Annotated in this window: 22 protein-coding genes and 1 pseudogene; 6 read left to right on the forward strand and 17 right to left on the reverse strand. The window is 51.0% G+C overall.

Annotation, left to right across the window (positions count from 1 at the left end):
* Nucleotides 1–3: 3 nt before the first annotated feature.
* From LIX15_RS32035 to LIX15_RS32045, 3 genes are all read right to left on the reverse strand, one after another.
* Entirely contained in the window at nucleotides 4–255 is a 252-nt protein-coding gene (locus LIX15_RS32035; protein WP_227778923.1) for a hypothetical protein, read from the reverse strand.
* 275 nt (nucleotides 256–530) lie between these two features.
* Nucleotides 531–1,088: a dihydrofolate reductase family protein gene (locus LIX15_RS32040; RefSeq protein WP_227778924.1), complete on the reverse strand. Its 558-nt coding sequence runs from the start codon at nucleotides 1,086–1,088 to the stop codon at nucleotides 531–533.
* Nucleotides 1,089–1,536: 448 nt separating this feature from the next.
* Nucleotides 1,537–1,857, reverse strand: a complete 321-nt coding sequence (locus LIX15_RS32045; RefSeq protein WP_227778925.1) for a cupin domain-containing protein — start codon at nucleotides 1,855–1,857, stop codon at nucleotides 1,537–1,539.
* 514 nt (nucleotides 1,858–2,371) lie between these two features.
* Between LIX15_RS32045 and LIX15_RS32050 the strand changes: the two genes are divergently transcribed.
* Both LIX15_RS32050 and LIX15_RS32055 read left to right on the forward strand, forming a co-directional pair.
* Nucleotides 2,372–2,710, forward strand: a complete 339-nt coding sequence (locus LIX15_RS32050; protein ID WP_227778926.1) for a DUF7344 domain-containing protein — start codon at nucleotides 2,372–2,374, stop codon at nucleotides 2,708–2,710.
* A 1,081-nt stretch (nucleotides 2,711–3,791) separates the two neighbouring features.
* Nucleotides 3,792–4,073, forward strand: a complete 282-nt coding sequence (locus LIX15_RS32055) for an ester cyclase (protein WP_227778927.1) — start codon at nucleotides 3,792–3,794, stop codon at nucleotides 4,071–4,073.
* 47 nt (nucleotides 4,074–4,120) lie between these two features.
* On the opposite strand, the gene LIX15_RS32060 is transcribed toward LIX15_RS32055, so the two are convergent.
* The 3 genes from LIX15_RS32060 to LIX15_RS32070 form a co-directional block, all read right to left on the reverse strand.
* The gene (locus LIX15_RS32060; RefSeq protein ID WP_227778928.1) at nucleotides 4,121–5,137 is read right to left on the reverse strand and encodes a DMT family transporter; all 1,017 of its coding nucleotides are present in this window, start codon (nucleotides 5,135–5,137) and stop codon (nucleotides 4,121–4,123) included.
* 161 nt (nucleotides 5,138–5,298) lie between these two features.
* A complete protein-coding gene (locus LIX15_RS32065; RefSeq protein WP_227778929.1) occupies nucleotides 5,299–5,805 on the reverse strand; it encodes an anthrone oxygenase family protein in 507 nt (168 codons plus the stop codon).
* Between the two features lie 345 nt (nucleotides 5,806–6,150).
* Nucleotides 6,151–6,792, reverse strand: a complete 642-nt coding sequence (locus tag LIX15_RS32070; RefSeq protein WP_227778930.1) for a dihydrofolate reductase family protein — start codon at nucleotides 6,790–6,792, stop codon at nucleotides 6,151–6,153.
* Between the two features lie 196 nt (nucleotides 6,793–6,988).
* Here LIX15_RS32070 and LIX15_RS32075 point away from each other — a divergent pair, with 196 nt between their 5' ends.
* Nucleotides 6,989–7,648, forward strand: coding sequence for a helix-turn-helix domain-containing protein (locus LIX15_RS32075; protein WP_425556833.1), 660 nt, complete (start codon nucleotides 6,989–6,991; stop codon nucleotides 7,646–7,648).
* Nucleotides 7,649–7,731: 83 nt separating this feature from the next.
* Here LIX15_RS32075 and LIX15_RS32080 read toward each other — a convergent pair whose 3' ends face one another.
* From LIX15_RS32080 to LIX15_RS32115, 8 genes are all read right to left on the reverse strand, one after another.
* Complete coding sequence (locus LIX15_RS32080) at nucleotides 7,732–8,535, reverse strand: hypothetical protein (RefSeq protein ID WP_227778932.1); 804 nt, start codon at nucleotides 8,533–8,535, stop codon at nucleotides 7,732–7,734.
* 373 nt (nucleotides 8,536–8,908) lie between these two features.
* Complete coding sequence (locus LIX15_RS32085) at nucleotides 8,909–9,274, reverse strand: iron chaperone (RefSeq protein ID WP_227778933.1); 366 nt, start codon at nucleotides 9,272–9,274, stop codon at nucleotides 8,909–8,911.
* 68 nt (nucleotides 9,275–9,342) lie between these two features.
* Nucleotides 9,343–9,834 carry an SRPBCC domain-containing protein gene (locus LIX15_RS32090; protein ID WP_227778934.1) on the reverse strand — a complete coding sequence of 164 codons (492 nt, stop codon included), beginning with the start codon at nucleotides 9,832–9,834 and terminating at the stop codon, nucleotides 9,343–9,345.
* On the reverse strand, nucleotides 9,831–10,169 hold the full coding sequence (locus LIX15_RS32095; RefSeq protein WP_227778935.1) for an ArsR/SmtB family transcription factor: 339 nt from the start codon (nucleotides 10,167–10,169) through the stop codon (nucleotides 9,831–9,833). Before LIX15_RS32095 ends, LIX15_RS32090 begins: the two co-directional genes overlap by 4 nt.
* 222 nt (nucleotides 10,170–10,391) lie before the next feature.
* Complete coding sequence (locus LIX15_RS32100; protein ID WP_227778936.1) at nucleotides 10,392–10,649, reverse strand: hypothetical protein; 258 nt, start codon at nucleotides 10,647–10,649, stop codon at nucleotides 10,392–10,394.
* A gap of 588 nt (nucleotides 10,650–11,237) precedes the next feature.
* Nucleotides 11,238–11,996 carry a DUF4336 domain-containing protein gene (locus LIX15_RS32105; RefSeq protein WP_345413469.1) on the reverse strand — a complete coding sequence of 253 codons (759 nt, stop codon included), beginning with the start codon at nucleotides 11,994–11,996 and terminating at the stop codon, nucleotides 11,238–11,240.
* A gap of 439 nt (nucleotides 11,997–12,435) precedes the next feature.
* The gene (locus LIX15_RS32110; RefSeq protein ID WP_227778937.1) at nucleotides 12,436–12,579 is read right to left on the reverse strand and encodes a hypothetical protein; all 144 of its coding nucleotides are present in this window, start codon (nucleotides 12,577–12,579) and stop codon (nucleotides 12,436–12,438) included.
* Nucleotides 12,580–12,585: 6 nt separating this feature from the next.
* A complete protein-coding gene (locus LIX15_RS32115; RefSeq protein ID WP_227778938.1) occupies nucleotides 12,586–12,738 on the reverse strand; it encodes a hypothetical protein in 153 nt (50 codons plus the stop codon).
* Nucleotides 12,739–12,968: 230 nt separating this feature from the next.
* Here LIX15_RS32115 and LIX15_RS32120 point away from each other — a divergent pair, with 230 nt between their 5' ends.
* On the forward strand, nucleotides 12,969–13,397 hold the full coding sequence (locus LIX15_RS32120) for a DUF7539 family protein (RefSeq protein WP_227778939.1): 429 nt from the start codon (nucleotides 12,969–12,971) through the stop codon (nucleotides 13,395–13,397).
* Between the two features lie 219 nt (nucleotides 13,398–13,616).
* Here the strand turns inward: LIX15_RS32120 and LIX15_RS32125 are convergent, their stop codons facing one another.
* From LIX15_RS32125 to LIX15_RS32135, 3 genes and pseudogenes are all read right to left on the reverse strand, one after another.
* Nucleotides 13,617–14,804: a CBS domain-containing protein gene (locus LIX15_RS32125; protein ID WP_227778940.1), complete on the reverse strand. Its 1,188-nt coding sequence runs from the start codon at nucleotides 14,802–14,804 to the stop codon at nucleotides 13,617–13,619.
* 276 nt (nucleotides 14,805–15,080) lie between these two features.
* Nucleotides 15,081–15,380, reverse strand: a pseudogene (locus LIX15_RS32130) (toxin-antitoxin system TumE family protein); the annotation flags it as partial.
* A complete protein-coding gene (locus tag LIX15_RS32135) occupies nucleotides 15,377–15,601 on the reverse strand; it encodes a DUF7342 family protein (RefSeq protein ID WP_227778941.1) in 225 nt (74 codons plus the stop codon). The gene LIX15_RS32135 and the pseudogene LIX15_RS32130, both read right to left, overlap by 4 nt.
* Nucleotides 15,602–15,901: 300 nt before the next feature.
* On the opposite strand from LIX15_RS32135, the gene LIX15_RS32140 reads away from it, so the two are divergent.
* Nucleotides 15,902–16,045: a hypothetical protein gene (locus tag LIX15_RS32140; RefSeq protein ID WP_227778942.1), complete on the forward strand. Its 144-nt coding sequence runs from the start codon at nucleotides 15,902–15,904 to the stop codon at nucleotides 16,043–16,045.
* Nucleotides 16,046–16,278: 233 nt separating this feature from the next.
* Nucleotides 16,279–17,814 carry a SagB family peptide dehydrogenase gene (locus LIX15_RS32145; RefSeq protein WP_227778943.1) on the forward strand — a complete coding sequence of 512 codons (1,536 nt, stop codon included), beginning with the start codon at nucleotides 16,279–16,281 and terminating at the stop codon, nucleotides 17,812–17,814.
* Nucleotides 17,815–17,878: the final 64 nt, after the last annotated feature.

Raw genomic sequence — 17,878 nt, forward strand, 5'->3', positions numbered from 1 at the left:
TCGTCACGCGTTGAGATCCCAGTTGACATCCTCTTCGACGGCTGCTGTTTCGCGATCTGCTCGCTGGACGGTTTCGAACCCAGCTAATTTGATTGCTTCCTCGCGAGATAGCTCGTCGTCCACGTATTTCCTGAGAATCGTGTTTTCCCATAGGTCCGCGGTTCCGAGTATAAGGGCTTGCTCTAACACCTCCGACCCAGGAACGCCTCGTGCGTCAGCGATTTCACGGACACGATCGAAGATCTCAGCTGCCATCGGTGAGAGTATGGATCCCGTCACTTGCGCATCATCGTCAGTCGTGGTTCGACGTCGAGCCCCAATGGACGGTGATTGTATCAAGTAAAATGTACACTCCAAACGGAGGGATGGTATCGAGTTCTTTAGCGAAGCTCTCCAGAAAACACTTCAGAAGTTCGAGAGTTCATCTTCATCGAGTTGAAGTAGTTCCCGTTATGAGTCGATCCCTAATTGAGAGAAATACCTTTACTGACAGTATCTCGAAACAGTTCTCTCGATCAACCCTCACTGAATTATTGAACCTCATAGGTTAGAACCGCAAAAACATCGTCATACTTCTGCACGCTAGCCAATTTCAGGGGCGGGGTGGTGATCCTGCGCGGCAATAGTGGCGCGCCCGATCCGAGCGTGACAGGAGCAACGCTGAGGATAATCTCATCGAGTAGATCGTTATCATGGAATTGTCCTACAAGGTCACCTCCACCGACAAGCCAGACGTTCTTGCCGTCTGCAGCCTCTACCATATCCGCATGGACAGGTGCAACATCCCCTTGCACGAAGTGAACGTTCGCACCATCGATCTTCGGTAATTCCCGACTACTGAACACCCATGCCGGAATTTCATACGGCCACTTTTCTGGGTTCTCCAATACGTTTTCATGCTCGATGATCCACTCGTAAGTCGTCGAGCCCATGGCCAAGGCACCAACCTGGTCTATGAACTGCGTGTAGTCTTCATCCACGCCGTCGATCTCCTCTATCTCTCCGAACTGAAAGAGCCAGTCGAGTGAGTTATCCTCATCGGCAAGATACCCGTCGATACTCGTTGCTGTGTAGTATTGGGTCTTCATCTCTTCAATCGCCGTTTAGGAAGCGGTCTGACGACATAAAGGCTACCTGCCACCGGCCCGCCACGTGTCATACCAGACAGCTATCGCAGCAACTGGAAAACGGTTTCCCGTTCTGTTCGTGTACTTGCTACCCAGCGAGCGGTGGCACCCGGAAACTCGGACATGCGTACCAATGTGAGAATATCGTTGCTAGTCGTTTTCTCTACAAATAGCCACCACTCGTAACACTGACCCACACTCTCATTTAGATCATTATGATCTCACTCGTTGTTTTTCCACTCTGCGAATATAGCGAGTTGGTCGAATTTGTTCGCCAATACGGGTTGTATCGACAACGGTCAGAATACTTTCTGAGCTGTCTTAGAGATCATAGTGGCATTGATCTCATTTGACAGCAGTAGGGCGATGAGCTCACATCATCCAGGCATATTTAGAACGATGGCTGGATTTAGGGCGCGCCAGCAAGGACAAACAGTGACTCAGCATCACCGTTTTGAATTTGGCGGGTGGCTTCCGGTGGAAGCCGAAGTGCATCACCACTCTCCATTGGGACCTCCTCATCGTTGACTGTCACCGTTGCCGCTCCGTCAACAAGGAGATACACCTCCTCATGTTCGCGGTCGACATGTGTGTGTTCTTTCCCAGTCCATCCTGGCTCGCATTCGAGTACTGAAATACCAAGCTGCTCGCATCCAAGTGGTTCTCGCAGAAAGTGTAATCCATCAGCCGCTTCCTCGACGTTGTGATAGTTGACTTTCTCGTATGGCATACGAAGAACTATAGACTCTCAGCCAGTAAAATCATCCGGCCCTTTGACATCCTCTCCCAAAAGGACGGGGCTTTCTCCTCGAATCTCCGTAAATAAGACCGTGGCAATTGAGCTTCAGAATACTCTCTATTTTATCCTGAACACGTAACCCCGTGTCTGTCGATGGTGTCAGCCAATACCGACCAGCGAACGCTCATTGAAAGCGCCGATGCAGCGACCGAGGATACTCCCGAAACACCAGGGATTTTGCTTGACCGAGCGCGAACATACAAAGTGTACGTCGCCAATATGTATATTCTATATTTGTTCATGAGTAAATTCTGGAATTATTCCGTGAATTGTAGACAGCTCTCATCCTGCCTACAGGAGTGGTATGGACATTTCCCTCTCAAATTCGTCTATCCGAGTTTTAGTGAAATATTTTTAATACAATATACAGCTAGGATTTTTCCTGGAACGGCAGTCGAATCCACAAACAATATCGTCAGTGGTTGGCTAGGCCTTGATAAGAATCATGGCGACATTAGACACAATTTTTGACCTCTTCAGTAAGAAGCGGCGACGATATGCATTGTACTATCTTGACCAACATAGCGGCACCGTATCGGTTGATGAGATTGTGGACTATGTTGTAGACCAGGAGAGTGACACTCCAGCTGATCCAATTCCCGACGAGCAGTACGATCGGATCGACCTCTCGCTTCGCCAGGTTCATATCCCGAAAGCAGCTGAAATCGACTCCATTGAATATGATCGCGATGAAGGAGAGATTAACATTCGGGGCACTTCAGCAGAATTTAACGCAATTGTGACCATTGCGAAGATCCTCGAACAATCCGACAGACCCGGGTAATTAACCGAACGATGGTCACCTTTGATGGCGCTCTCAGTAGTATACGTTCTGTATCTGGCAATCGAAATAGTTGCTAGGGATAGTTCGAAGCGCATCCAGTAACAGATAGACACCACGAAATACGACCCTGCAACGGAAAATATCATGATCATACTCATATGGACAACCTACGAATACCATAGGTGGAGCAATTCAGCGAAACCGTCCGCCACGAGTTTGGTGAAGCGGATCATGGAATACCGTTCACCCGATGGATAGATCGCTTCGACACCTCACAGTACTAGTCTTCATCAATAGTCCAACTGACAAAATAGTTACGATGAAGGAACTCTTCAATGCCCTATACGCTGGTTTGATTGTATCCTGCTAAACTTCCGAGTTCTTGTCAAATTTTCTTCTTTTCGAACAAGGACATTCATTGCTATTTTGCCGAATTATATATCGTTTGGTGCTCAGCTGGCAGGTATACCTTTTTTAGATTGTAAACAGCGAGAGCACAAAGTCCCTGCCCGAGAAACAGCAAGAGGAGTAGTCCAACAGATACTCCCAATTCTGTTATCAAGTGGACAACTGCCAGACTTGCAAGTATGCTTCCGATAACAAACCATGGAATTAGCTTCGCTGATTGCGCAGAGAAAATGCGTTCAGCAATATTAACATTGTTTGAACGGGCTAATGAGTTCTCCCACTCCTGAATGGATTGTCGAATCGACATCCTTGAATTGCCGTATGGTAGCATGCCATATGAAATCCAGGGATTTATCAGTAATCAAGGCTTGCCCTATCGGTCTCAAACATCCATTTAGGCTGCTTAGACTATGTTTAGATGATTCTATCATGGTACTGCAAATCGGCAATATAAAATGGTAGATTAGTCTTAACGTACAAAGTGCGATCGCTGATGAACCGACCTCCGATTTCTCTCGGCCGTATCGATATTTTGCACTGATCTCTTAACTTCTCAAATTAATTGGTTTAGGAGGCCATTATGAAATGTAATGAGTGCTGGCCTCGCTCAATGTCCTGACTGTGGATGGGCTGGTAATACACGTGATTGTGAGATCGATAAACCCGAACGAAAGTGTCTGAGGAATCGTTCCAAAGCTGTGAGGAGTTCAAAGCAGGGAATGCAGCCTTTTTCGCCGCATTTCCCGATCTCACCGTCACGGAAGATGGATGCATTGCTGAAGGGAATACCGTTGTATATCGGCATTACTTGATCGGTACGCACGAGGGGGAAATTATGGGAGTCGAACCGACGGGTATCGAGATTTCCTTGGAGAATGCTGGTGTTTTTCGGATTGAAAACAAGAAAATCGTTGACCTCTATCTCTATGCGGATAATATCAGTCTGATGCGCTGATTAGGCATCATTTCCAATGTTTGAACAGCAACGAAATCGATTGCACTTCACCCTCGAGGAGCGGATTCACAAATGTGCTCTTCATCTTGGTCAGATGAATCGGGTAACCCGCGTTGTCTTCGAATTTCGTCTCGAAGATTCTGCCGTTCGATCAGAGCAAAGCCAATAACGATGACTGCAAAGCCAAAGACAGTCCGAACGGGGACTACCTCACCAAGAACAACAGCGCCCACTCCCGTTGCAACGAGTGGAACTGTATAGCTAATGAGGTTCGCTCGAACTGGTCCGGCGCGATCGATGAGGCCGTAATAGGCAGGAAAAGCAATCGCCGTTGCAGGCACCCCAACCCAAAAGACTGCTATGAGGGCTCCAACTGTTAGCGTGACGTCTCCCAGTGATTCTCCCATCAACATACTAAGACAATGAACTAATCCAGCAGCCAGCACCAGTGCCCACGCCGTCATACCTATTCCCGAAATTGAGCGTTCAGTTCGGCTCAGAAGCACACTTCCAAATGCTGCTGCGACTGCAGCACCTCCAACTAAAGTAACTCCGAAAATCGTCGCGTTTCCTGTTGTGGATATCGAATCCAGCCCAACAATGATAGTCACTCCGACCAATCCAAGCAGAATACCAATCATTCCGAGGGGGTCGAATTTTTCTTCGGGTAACAACACTATTGCAAACAGTGGCGCTAGAACAGGAACAAGGCTAAATACGACTGCGGCAGTTCCAGTGGTAAGATATTGCTGTCCCGTGAAGAGGAGCGTGGCGTTTAATCCCGATAGAAAGAACCCAGCGATGATGATCGCCATCAGATCACCACGGGTACGTGGTCGCCAATAGCCACCGCGCTGATACACGTATGCGAGAAGGATTGTCGCTCCGATGTCGTAGCGTAATCCTGCGAAGAGAATCGGAGGAATAGCGACCAGACCAGCCTTGATACCGACGAATGCAGTGCCGAAGGTCAAGGAAGTGATGATAAACAGCAGAAGCGTGTAACGATCTAATCCAACCTCAGTTTCACGTTCGCTTGTATTCTGGCTTCTCGCCCCACTCATATTCTTTATATGTGGTGTGCGCGCTTAACGATGCTGCGGGGACCACTGGTTGGAAAATCAATTTCCCCTTATCGTAATGACGCTTGTCCGCTTTCGATTCAGGTCACTGTGAAAACTGGGACGCCGCCAGCGAGATATACAGGTCAAGCGACTACGGTACCCTACGCGCCGAGCGATACGAGTGCCGCAATATACAGTATAAATGAGGCGATCGCCGCCGTCGTGCGGACATGGTTCCATCGTCCCCAGCGCGTGCGAACGACCGCCCAGTCATTCGGTAGCGACGCCGTCGACCACGTCGCGATGTACTCGTTTATCGGAATGTGGATGCGCATCGTCACGGCAAAGGTACCGATGAAGTAGATAACAACACCAGCGAGAAACAGCTGGCCGGACTGCGTCGTCCAGTCTCCTAGCAGCAACACTACAGCCGCACTGACGGTCGGGACAACAATCGCACCGAAGAACACGATACCGAATACCACGTTGAGAACGGTCTCGTTGATCTCCTGCATCATAGTTGTATATACCGACGCCGAGAGCTTATCGAGCGCTAAGACCACGCTCGCCGAATAAGTAAAGAAGAATCCAGCCATGACCCCCCCGAAGATCGTCGACACCGTGAGAAGAAGCACGACGAGTTCTTCAGAGAGGACGTTCGGACTCATGATTGATTGGCACTCAAATTCAAAGCGGGGGCTATCTCGGCGGACCCTGTGCGAGTTCTACTCTCGCGCGCGGCAGTTCCTAACAGGGTACTAAGTACGCTCATCTCACAGAGAATTTCGCGACCGGTGTGACCGTTTCCCCCGCCAACGAGTACGTTCGGAATTGTTCGTTGTTGCATACTGTTCACAATCGTATAGATGGGAAACGAATATGCGAGCACTGCCGAACACTTTCGGTAGTTAAACAGCGGTAACAATTGAACACCAGTCATCGCATGGGCTGACCGATTGCCAGAACACGACGGACGTCTTCGAGTGTCGCTAATGGCTGTGGTTTGTGTACGTTTATTCTTCTGGTCCCTCCCTTTCCGGTTCGTAGATAAGGATGACGATCCCTGAACCGACCGTCTTTGTTTCCTTGAGTTGTAACGCAGTCGTATCGCTTGCCTCTCTGAAGAGACGTTTGCCACTTCCAAGGATAATGGGGAAGGTCATGAGTCGATACTCGTCAACGAGATCGTGGTTCATCAGCGTCTGCACGAGCTGTGCGCTGCCATTGACCAGGATGTCACCGCCTGGTTCCCGTTTCAGCTTGGAGACTTCATCCGCGACGTTCTCTTTTATTACCGTCGAGTTATTCCACTCGAGCGGTTCTTCGAGCGTCTCTGTAACGACGTATTTCGGCATACTGTTGAACTTGTCGGCGAACCCTTCCTCACCGGTCATGGATGGCCACGCCGCTGCAAACCCCTCATAGGTCACCCGACCTAGTAGAAGCGCGTCGCTTGCAAACACTTCTTCGAGTTTGAACTCGTCGCCTTCGGGGCCACGGTCGAATTGGAACGTCCAACCACCGTGCTCGAATACTTCTCCTCCCCCTGGGGCTTCCATCACACCGTCCAACGATACGTACTCCGAGACGACCACTTTTCGATGCGTGTCGGATGTCTTGCCTGTACTGCTCTCTGCTGAATCTGTATGGCTCATCTGTAGTACCTCATGTTCTAGTACAGAGCAAGAGAAGACAGAACAGAGCATGGAGGTGCTGCCGAACTCATTCGGCAGTTTTTAAATAGCAGAGTGTTGTTCTTCGTTACCTGGGTGGAAGCATGGAAGAGCATGGTCATTATCCTGGTGAGTGGGAGATTTATCGGCGAGCTATCCAGCAAGTACGAACCGTCATATGTCTCAGGAACCGGCCGTGAGACGTTTGACAGTCGTAGTAGACCCTGGTGATCGGAGACTCGTTTCCGTTTTTAATACATTAGACTCAGAGCGTGCAAAACGCGAATATCTCCATCACTACAATTTATTGACCGATGAAACGGTCGTTATGCTCTTTCAGTTTCGCGATGATCTTGACTACGCCCGGACGGTTTTTGATGCCAGTTCGGACGTTATCCACTACAACATCCCCGAACAAGGGAATGGCCTCGTGTATCTCCACTGCGAGATGAATGAGTCCCTCGGAGGGATTCTCTCGGCAGTGCAACAATCGGAGATCATCATGGCGATGCCCATAGAGTTTCTGGATGATGATTGTCTGCGGGTGACGTTTATCGGAGAACACGAGTCGCTACACCGGATTCTCGACAAATCAGCGGAATTCGCCGACATAGAAATTGAGCGAGTCAACGAGTACGGATCCGAAGATCGCCTCAGTTCGGTACTTACTGATCGCCAGCAAGAGATTTTGACCGCAGCTGTCGAACGGGGATATTACGAAGTTCCACGGCAAGCAACGATAGGGGACATTGCCGACGCGATGGAATTGAGTCAGGCGACAGTAGGCGAGCATCTCCAAAAAATCGAATCGAGGGTTCTCACGGGCAGTGTTCGTTGATCTCTGTCTGCTTCAGCAGCGTGAGAATCATACCATAGGCTCAAGATCCTACCTATTACTTACAGGAGAGACTACGTATCAACTCAGTCATTGAGTGCTCGTCCGATACAATACCCAATCACGCCAAGTGGAATCCCAACGATGAACCCAATGATTATGACCGTGCCAATAGCTATAAGCGATGGACTTGTTTCCATCCCCGTCTCAAGCGTGGTGAATCCTTGGATGAACAATCGGAGACCAGCACTAGCGCCAATACCACCCGCGATGATCGCCGCAGGTACTCCTCGGGCACGATAGCCGAGTATTACAGCCACCAAAAGTCCAGTAGCGGCAAGCATCGGTGAGAAAGCGACCGGCGAGGGCATTGCAGACACCGGGAGTACCGTCCAAAGTACAACAATCCCTAGTGCGATAAAACTCCAGATGAGCAGTGGACCGTATTGATTTCGATCGACGCGAAGGTGTGAATGCACTGATTCGCCACTAGACGGTGAACTCCCGCCAATAGCGTAGCCAAGTGGTCCGACAACCAGCACTGCCACTCCGATAGTATACCATGCAGAACTACGTACGGCGCGAATGGCTAGTTCTAGGGAGACAGGTTCGAGGATAGCAGTCGATGCAGCGTTGAGGGCAAATACGGGGAGGGCAGCTGTGAGAATCCCAATAAGCACACCACCCTTATAGCGGCCAACAGCAATCGCAAGAACGAATCCGATACCAGCTGCGAGGAGCGAGAGTTCGGGACCAAGCAATATCGATTGAGAGTTAAACCGCAGGGCGACCGCCAACCCGACGGTCACGAGTCCAGCAATCAGCGCTCGTACGCTCGTCCGAGGATGGTCGCCGAGAACGAGGGTGCGTGAGAGGGTCAAAGTGCTCATGGTTACAAACACTGTAAAAGCGACCTTAATATTTCCTCGTACTAACCAGTTAAGTTTGTACCTTAGAACCGAAGTAGTCACCAGCATGAATGTAACCGACCGCTATGCATTGAGAGCACCGGTCCCATCTATTGCAGCTAGGCAGAAGATGCACAACCTCCGAGGGTGGATTTGATACGTGACTTATTTGCCGCGTACTTGGGAGTGAACCAGCTGATCAATAGAACATACGTAGTTATCGCGAGTCCTCTATCCATCAATTCGAAGATATGTTCTAGGGCTGTATCTTGCTGTGGATATTGATGCGACCGGACCTAGAGTAATTGTAGTCTACATGGCCATCGATCGGATTTTTTGACAGTGAGTCAATGATTTATTTTTTCGATTCTTTGGCTTTATTCACCTTTGTTTCCAGGAGTTGCTTCAATTCTGTGGTTGGCACTTCTTGGTCGTATTTGATTTGTATGGTCTCTTTTCCGGTTTTGTACCCTTTTTCTTCAAGCATTTTACGGTCTTTACTTTGAAGCACGTCCGCACCAATGCCAACGGTAGCGTGGGATTTTGATGTTGAAAATCCGACGTGAGAACCGTAGAATTCATAGAATGGTACGTTATATTTTATTCCTTCTTCTGCCTCTGGAACAGTAGATTTTATTATTCCTCGGATTTCTTTCAGTACGGGTCGAGCTTCACTGTCTGAATTGGCAATGTATGAATTAACGTCTTCTGTCTTTGACATCTTTATATTTACCTAAGAACCACTGTGATTCCGTGTCAGTCTTTCTTAATAAAATTGGTGAGTTCCAGTCAGTCCTCCACCTGACCGGCGAGTTTTTCGAGGGAACCTTCCCAAGCCTCCGCGACCCCGTATTCTTCGGCGACGTCCTCGGGGATTCCTTCTAAGCGGAGGGTGACCTCGGTTCCGTCAGCGACCGCATCCAAGGTGACCGTAACGGTACTGGGATTTTCACCCTCCCCGGACTCCTCAGTCCAGACTATCTTCTCGCCGCGTTTCAGTTCTTGGTAGGTGCCTTCGAACGTGTGGGAGTATTGTTCCATCCCTTCTGTTTCGCCGATATTCTCGACTCGGAAGGATCCGCCCTCTTCGGACTTGACCTCTTCAACGTCAGCACGGAACCCTTCCGGGGGTGCCCATACCGCAATGTCGTCAGGATTGAGAAACGCTTCGTAAACCCGCTTGGGCGGCGCTTCAATCACGCGACTTACGGTTAAGCTCTGCCCCTTGTTCGCCATTTTCTCTGTCGTTGATACATTGTCTTCGTTGGGATTGTCTGTCACTGGTCTTCGTTCTCCAGATGGTTGGCCAGCGCATCTAACCGGTCCTCCCAGAAGACGCGATACTGAGTTAACCACCCGAACGCCGCGGAAAGCGGGACAGCGTCGAGATAGCATCGGCGGACCCGGCCATCTTTTTCGATCTCCACGAGACCAGCGTCTACCAGCACATGCAAATGTTTTGAGACTGCTGCAAGTGACACATCGTGGGGTTCAGCTAACTCACTCACAGGCTCTGGACCGCCGGCCAACTGTTCGAGGATCGCTCGTCGGATTGGGTGAGCGAGTGCTTTGAAGACCTCGTCCAAATCGTCGTCTTCTATCACTTGTTCAACCATCCAGTTGAATAATGGCCGGGAGGACGCTTATCCGTTTCGTTGAATGAGCGGCGAGTTCCTCCACCTATTTGTATTCAACAACTATACTCAGGAATACCCTTACGATAATCGTATTGCCTCTCTCGTGTTTTCTCTTCGAAACCACGTCCGCATCAAGCATATCCAATTCTCATGTATAGGCTTCCCCGAATACGTATATTCCAACGCGATTATCAAAATATTTCAAGAACCGAAGCTGGGCCGGAAATATTTAATGATAGATAACCCAAAAGTTACGAATCCGGCAACGAAAAATAAAACCATTCCGACGAAGGCGTTTACGGTTGGGGAAAGATTCATGCCCGCAAACGCGACGTAGTGGACACCGAGGGCCACGATTATGGAGATCACTACCGCAGCGAGAATTTTCCCCCGATCTGAGTTCTGGTATAATGCGGTTTCAGCCGGTGGTTCTGCTCTCGCAGTTGCTTCTTTTGCCATAGTTCTGTTGTCCTCAGATGGTCATTCAACCATCTAGTTGAATGTAGATCCTGCACACTCTTAAATCTATTTCTGAGCCTCTCACTCGGGGCTATACGTCCGTTTAGGGAGCAGGTGGTTCTACGCCGGGATTGGATAACGTCTGATTGACAGCCGTCGCATCGAACTCAGAAGCGCACAGGGTCTTCACCCGGGCTTGCGTTCAAACTCGCATGGTACTACGAGAACGTTTGGTGCGGGATGTGCAGAGGCAATATCACCGGTCTCAAAGCCAGCATCGTTTGCAACAGATAGATGAGCGTAATAAGCCTCTCCGGCGATATGAACGCCAGCATTGATCTATTGATATACGATTTTAGTATCTCGAACCGTTGTCGCGACCATTTCGGCCTCGTCTTCTTCGTCGATCTGATCGAACTCGACTTCTCGTCGTTGTATCCGAATATCATCGTCACGCGGAACGTGAGTCCGGAGAAGAACAGCTGTGAATGCCTCCCGTATATATTATGCCAAATTAGTGACAGCAAACGAACATGCAGTCTTCACACTGAGTACCCGAAAGACCGCTCGAACGAACGTATTTCGCTCTCAGAGGAGCCAATCGAACGCTTCACGAACACGACGCTTCGCATCATGCTCTACAACTTGTCCATGGCCGACGATAACGCGCTCAAACTCCCAGTCGAGGATACGATCGATCGACCGACGCCCCGCAGCTTTACTTTTCATTGTGAGCCGAAGATCACGCGGTACAGAAAGGTCGCCGTCCATGCCGAGAAGACGTGCAACTAGCTTCGTTTTTAATGGCATCTTTGATCCGAGATTGTAACAGATGTCACCCAAAATCAGCGTCTTACTGGGACGGTGGAAGAATTCGATCTCGGTGAGCCACCAATGACCAAGGAACGCCGCCTGATCGATCGTCGGTGCCCAGCGCTGATCTGGGGCACTGCCGAGCAATCCATCAAACGTAAGATCACTCCGTCGACGATCAAGGCCAGGTGCAGCAAACAGTTCTGCCTCTGGGAAGGCGCGCTTGTAGTCTTCCATATGGAGGTGACCGTGGAGTTTACTCGCTGGTGTTATATATCGGACCCTCCCGAGCTCATTTAACGCCGCAATACAGTCTCGGGTTAACGATGCGGGTGAGTTTATGAATAGATCGTCATTGGACAGCCGAATCACGATCATATTTCGGCCGATCTGGAGTCCGTAGAAGGTTAGTGATTCAGAGAAAACGAAGAGATCCGGTGCTAACTTGGTAAACATATCACAGAGTGGTTCGAACGATACAAGATAATTACGGTCCGAACGGTAACCAATCAGTCGTCCCTGTATATTGTCCATTTGGAACTACCGACCTAAAATTGAGTCGGTTGTCCGGGCAGAGTGTGTCGTATGTGGCGGTTGACGGTGCGAAACGGTCGCGTGAATGAGTGATGTTGGCGGGCGAGGAGTTGGACGAGTATGATTCCGAGTTTTATCGAACATTGCTGGTTCGTGCGGTAGCGAGTGTGTTGTCGCCGCTTGGGTGCGTAAGAAGTGTATTGAGCAATTTCTCTCGAGTCATAACGAAAGCAGCCTCAAATCGTTTCTCTAACGATCCCAAGTTTAGAGGATGGATCTGTTGCACACCTGTGCTCCACAGAACCAAAACATTCGACGGTACGCAGGAGGGTACTGTCCCACCAACTTCCTTTCCAATTTCCGAAGAGATCATTGGGTTATCAGTGATCGATTATCGTAGAAGTCGTTAATGACAGTCATGTGTCGAGGGGCAATTTGTTCAGCTCGAAGCGACGGGTTGAGAGCGCCCGTCTGCCCATCCTGCAGCAACAGTCAGTACAAACAACCCGATAGCAATGATGTCGATCGGTTGGAAGAGCAAGGCAATGCTAGCTGCAGTTACGCCGATCAAGAGTCCATGCATGGCTGCTCAGTCCTCGAACGCATCGTTGTGTTGATCGTCGTAGATAGTTAGCGTTCCTGGGGTGGGATATCTGGCTGCGTTGTGGATGGTCTCGGACTTTTCGAGCATCTCGCTCGAACTGGCTTCGTCTCCATCTATTTCTCGTGTTTCTTCCCGCAACGCGTCATAAACCCGTCACACAAGGAGTCTAATTGCTTCTGCGTCGGGTTTTGAATCGATTTCAAAGACGGCCTCGTAATGGGACATGTAACTAGTCGGCGCTCCGATAGGAAAACCCAGACCTACGACCGTTGACAAGCAAACCTCTCCCTGAGTACCGCCTTCTCGTATGATCGAGACATCAGAAATGCTGTACAAACGTTGATTGGTGTCCCACTCCTCTAGATTGTATGGCCGAATTTCCAGACGAGAGACAGCTAGTACTGAGAGCACGCTCCCAATTGGAACAATGGACGAACAGTGCCCGGACACAAGCATACAGTGACTTGTTTGAAGGCGATGCTCCACTCCTTCCCCCCGAGGAGCTGCAACAGCTCGATGCGCTCGACTCCGTGATGGAACGGCACGGTGGTGATGGAGTGTGGGGCACCGATCAGTACGGAATCCACACAGCGGGAACCACAAGTTCGAACCGTTCGATCGGAATTGTCTGTGTGTACCATCCCCAAATTACCAAAGATTCCGTGCTTCAGGGGGACGACGGTATCGATGACGAGACCGAGGAGAAATTCAACGCAGCGCTCTGGCAATATAGCGAACGCGTTGCGACACTCATCGAAGAACGCCTCGACGAGTTCATCCGCCAAACGCAGAGTTAACTTCATATGCAAGTCCGTTTCCTAAACTTGATCGGTTCATCGACAACTGGAATGGCCTGCCCAGTCAACGCCGCCACAAACGAGGACGAGAAATGACGACAATCAGTACGATACCGCTTGTCCTTTAGAGGAACAGGTCACCAAGTTCAGCCCCGCTTGCTAGCAAGCGAATCGTGCCCCTCGGAACGGTTGGCCTCCGTATACTGGAAGACAAGAACGTTACGCACCGAGCCACCAGCCGTATAGTTGTTCTTGCTCCTCAGTGTCTGGATGCTTCTTCGATTGGCCGTACGTCTTGCCCTTGAGAAGTTGGCGTTCGACCGCATTTGCCGCGAGACGGAGTGCGTGGGTAGCGCCGTAGCCCTCCCCACTGGCAGTGAAGTAGCCACGGTCAGTGACCAATCGAATCCGTGCCAGCACTAGTGGCACACCCCGGCTCCTTTCTTTGTGCTCCTGAAGTTCGATACTGGCCTTGATCACACTCATCTCACCATACTTCGAGGTCACGCTGTCGATCAGCGCGGAAACGTCATCGTAGTCCATTTCATCGAGCAAATCGAGACCGAACACCTGCACGGGGCGGCGTTCTTCTTGCTCCCAGGTGAGTGCCTCAATGACGTCTGTCTTTGTGATGATTCCGACCGGTTCGTCCGTCTCGTTAGCCGTGACGACAAGTGAGGAAACCTCCCAATCGAACATCGTTTCGACTACCGCATCGAGCGGTGTGTCTCGCCGAACCGTCGCGACGGCATCGGTCATTAAGTTCCGTACCGGCAGATCAAGCATCCGATCGGAAGTACCATCACGTTCACCGAAGCCACCGCGGCCACTAAACTCGTCTGACGAGCCACCCTGGCTCTTGCTCCCACCGCGGGTCGTGAATTCGATGACATCGTACAGACTCAGTATTCCGACGAGTTCGCCATCATCAATGACTGGAAGGTGTGCGATACGCCCTTCCCGGAGTGTGTTGAGGGCTTTCCCGAGCGTGGTCGTTGGTGTTACACTGATCAGCTTTGCTGTGTACGCATCATCGACCGCCACTGCGTCGAGAAACGGGCTCACAGCCTCTAGGACGGCATCTGCAGTTACCACACCAAAGACGTGGTCCTTGTCCAGCACTGGGAGCGTCTTGGCGGAACTCCCGATCATGAGTCGTGCAACCTCACGGACATCCTCGGTTCGGTCGACGGTTGGGACGTGTTGCACCCGTGAGCCAACCTTCGCCGAGGGTTGATTGGACGACGAGGCCAGTTGTCGGCGGCTGACCACGCCACGATACTCGTCACCGTCGGTAATGACGACGGCGTCGAGTTCTTGATTCTCGAACGCACCTGCAACTTTTGAAAGAGGTGCCCCGATGTCGAACTCGGTGAACTTTGTTGAAACTATCTCAGAAATATTCATTGTGTACTCTCTATCAAAAGGCACGTGGCCGGTTATGCTTGCTTCACCTTTTAGTGACACGATAGAATTGATTTTGAGGGGCGCTTTAGGTCACAGATTCACCCTCGATATTACTTTAACCGCACCGTCCGCGCTTGTCGCCATTGACAGGGATCGATTACACTGTTGTAAGAGTAAGGATCGTGAACGCGATCCCTTCCATTTCGTAGAAAAGGACGCACTCCACTATAACCAACGCATCAATACTACCATGTTTCACCGGCAGTGCGGTGTGATCTCGGATGGGTGGCGATCCCATCGATGATCAAATGTTCCATCCTCGTGGTCTTCATGGTAATGTATCGAGAAGTTCCCGTTCTCGAACCACACGATCTCGAGGCGAGCCACTTGAACGCTTCTTAGGTAGAGGCGAGGGTTGTAGACGCATACCAATCGCTCTGGAGCGAACTCGGGTTGCACTTCTATCTGAGCAAAGCGCTCGTCGGTCGCAAATCGTTCGTGGATGATATCCAGTCGGTTGAAATCAATCGGAGCACCAGTAACAGAATCGGACGCGTCTTCATTTCCACCAGTCATACCGCCGTACGCTGGCAGGCGGCATCGCCGGAGTCGGTCGTCAAGGCGCGTTCAAGGAGCGTGATTTGGCAGCGAGACGATTTCCACGCGGAGATGTCCTCCCACACCTCTTCCACAGACTGACCGGTGTCGGTGGCATGGTTCGAGAGAGAGACTTCAGTGGGAGACGCGACGTCGAACTTCCCAGCCAGGGTTTCTGCACGCTCTGTCTCCGTCTTCAAGAAGTACTATATTATCTCAGAAGGGCTCGAACCAATTATTCAAGGAACGACTATCGCAGATTGTTGTAAGGCGGTGTATGCCTCTCGGTTAGATGCTGATTCAGACAGTGCTGTCACAAACATCCAGCGCCCAATTTCGTTCACAGACAAAACTCAGTATCTCTACGAGATCAATAAAGGCATCACTCCAGAAACTGCTCGGGAAAACCCGTACCAAGTGAACGACGAAATCGCCTCAGAGAAGCGTCGGATCCCGTTCGAGAATATGATCTACATGGGAGATGGGATTACCGATATCCCGTGCTTTTCCTTGGTCAAAAACTCATCAATGAGGTGCTCGAATATCTCGCGTTCCGCCAGCGAGACGACGAGTTCGTTTATGATGATCGAGAAGCCGCGGGAAAGTATTTCGACATTGAGGAGAATAGACTCTTAGTCGTCTAAGATCTCATTGAAGAGACTGAATCACTCGACGCGCAGCAGAACAACGAAATTAAGATTCTAAAAGCGTCAGAAGTCGAGACCGAACTCACAATGGTTCTTAGATAGCTTCTCTCATTGTAACGAGAGACAGGAACACAGTATCACGCGCTCAATAACGTGGGATTGTGTACCGTTCCGTGACGTTCTCAAAATCGACCCAAACTGTTTGTGAATGACTCCCGTCTGAGTGCTCGATGGTCGACGCACGCGAATACCACGAGCGGACGAATCACTCTCCCGAGAGTATCCGGAGCGATACGTTCTCGCTAAACCACGCGAACAAGCCACGTCCCTACAAAGTCTACGAGATGTTGTCACAGCGTTCACTGCCAGAATCGACACGCTCGCCCGACGAACCAGCCTTATCGGCGATCACTACATCGACCGACACTCCGCGTGGTAATGCTCCATCCTCGCTTGATGCCCAAGCCGTCCACACCCTCTGTCACTACGCGACAGGGATCACGAAAGAACTGGAGAAACAGGGCCAACGGATGCGGTTTCGCGCAGCCTCGTGTACGGGAAAGCTCTATCACGTCGATCTCTATGCTGTCACGGGTGACATCGACGGGCTTGCCCCCGGCGTCTATCACTTCGATCCTGATACTGAATCGTTCGACGTGCTTCGCGAGGGCGATTATCGTGGCGTCCTCACCCGAGCGACGGGCAATCACACGGCAGTCTCAGATGCCCCCGTTACGTTCGTTGCCACCTCAGAATGGTGGCGCAACGCCTGGAAGTACCGCGAGCGAACCTACCGCCACGCGTTCTGGGACTCGGGCACCATTCTCGCGAACCTGTTGGCGGTCGCCCACGGAAACGGTCATCGGGCATCAGTCGTCACCGGATTCGCAGACTACTTGATTGCTCGACTCCTCGGTGTCGATCCCACAGACGAAGCTCCGCTTGAACTCGTTCCTGTCGGTATCGGTGACCCCGCTCCAGACCCCATCTCCGTCATGAGTATTGATTCCGAGGAAACGCCACTCTCACAGAATCCCGTCGAGTACCCGCTAGTGGCCGACGCTTGGGGGCAGAGTACCTTGGCGGACGGCGAGGAAGTGCAGGCGTGGCGTGACCACTTTCAAGATGAGTCAAAGCAAGCGTTCGGACGCCACGATTTAGGTGATGGCGAGTTGATTTCCCTCGATCCGGTCGATGCCGAGACGGCGTCGAGTCGTCCGGTGTGGTCTACTATCGAACGTCGGGGATCGCTCCGAGAGTACAGCCACGACTCGATCAGTTCGCGGCTGTTCGCGACGATTCTCGACCGCGCGCTTCGTGGGATACCCATCGACTGTTTCGATGGTGAGCGTATCGACCGGTTGGTCGATTATTATTGTCTCGTGCACGCTGTCGAGGACATCCCATCGGGGGCGTATCAGTATCATCCGGACGCACAGACTCTCGAACAACTGGGTGATATCGACCGTCGAACTGCGGGGCATCTCGCGCTCGACCAGTCAGTCGTTGGGGACGCCGCGGTGAACGTGTATCTTATGGCGGATATCGACGCCATCGATGAGACGGCCGGGAATCGAGGATATCGAGTGGCCCAGCTGGAGGGCGGTATCGGGTTAGGGCGGTTGTATCTCGCGACCTATGCACACCGTGCGCTCGGTGGTCGCGGGTTCACCTTCTACGACGACCTCGTGACTGACTTCTTCTCGCCTCGAGCGGCAAACCAGACGCCGATGACGCTGTTCGCGTTTGGAAAATCAGCGCGATAGCAATAATAAGCGCCCAGATTTGCGGTTTATAGGTAATGAGACAGCCTGCTACACCGTAGTAAAA

Origin of the sequence: Haladaptatus pallidirubidus (assembly GCF_020700235.1) — an archaeon.
Taxonomy (GTDB): domain Archaea; phylum Halobacteriota; class Halobacteria; order Halobacteriales; family Haladaptataceae; genus Haladaptatus; species Haladaptatus pallidirubidus.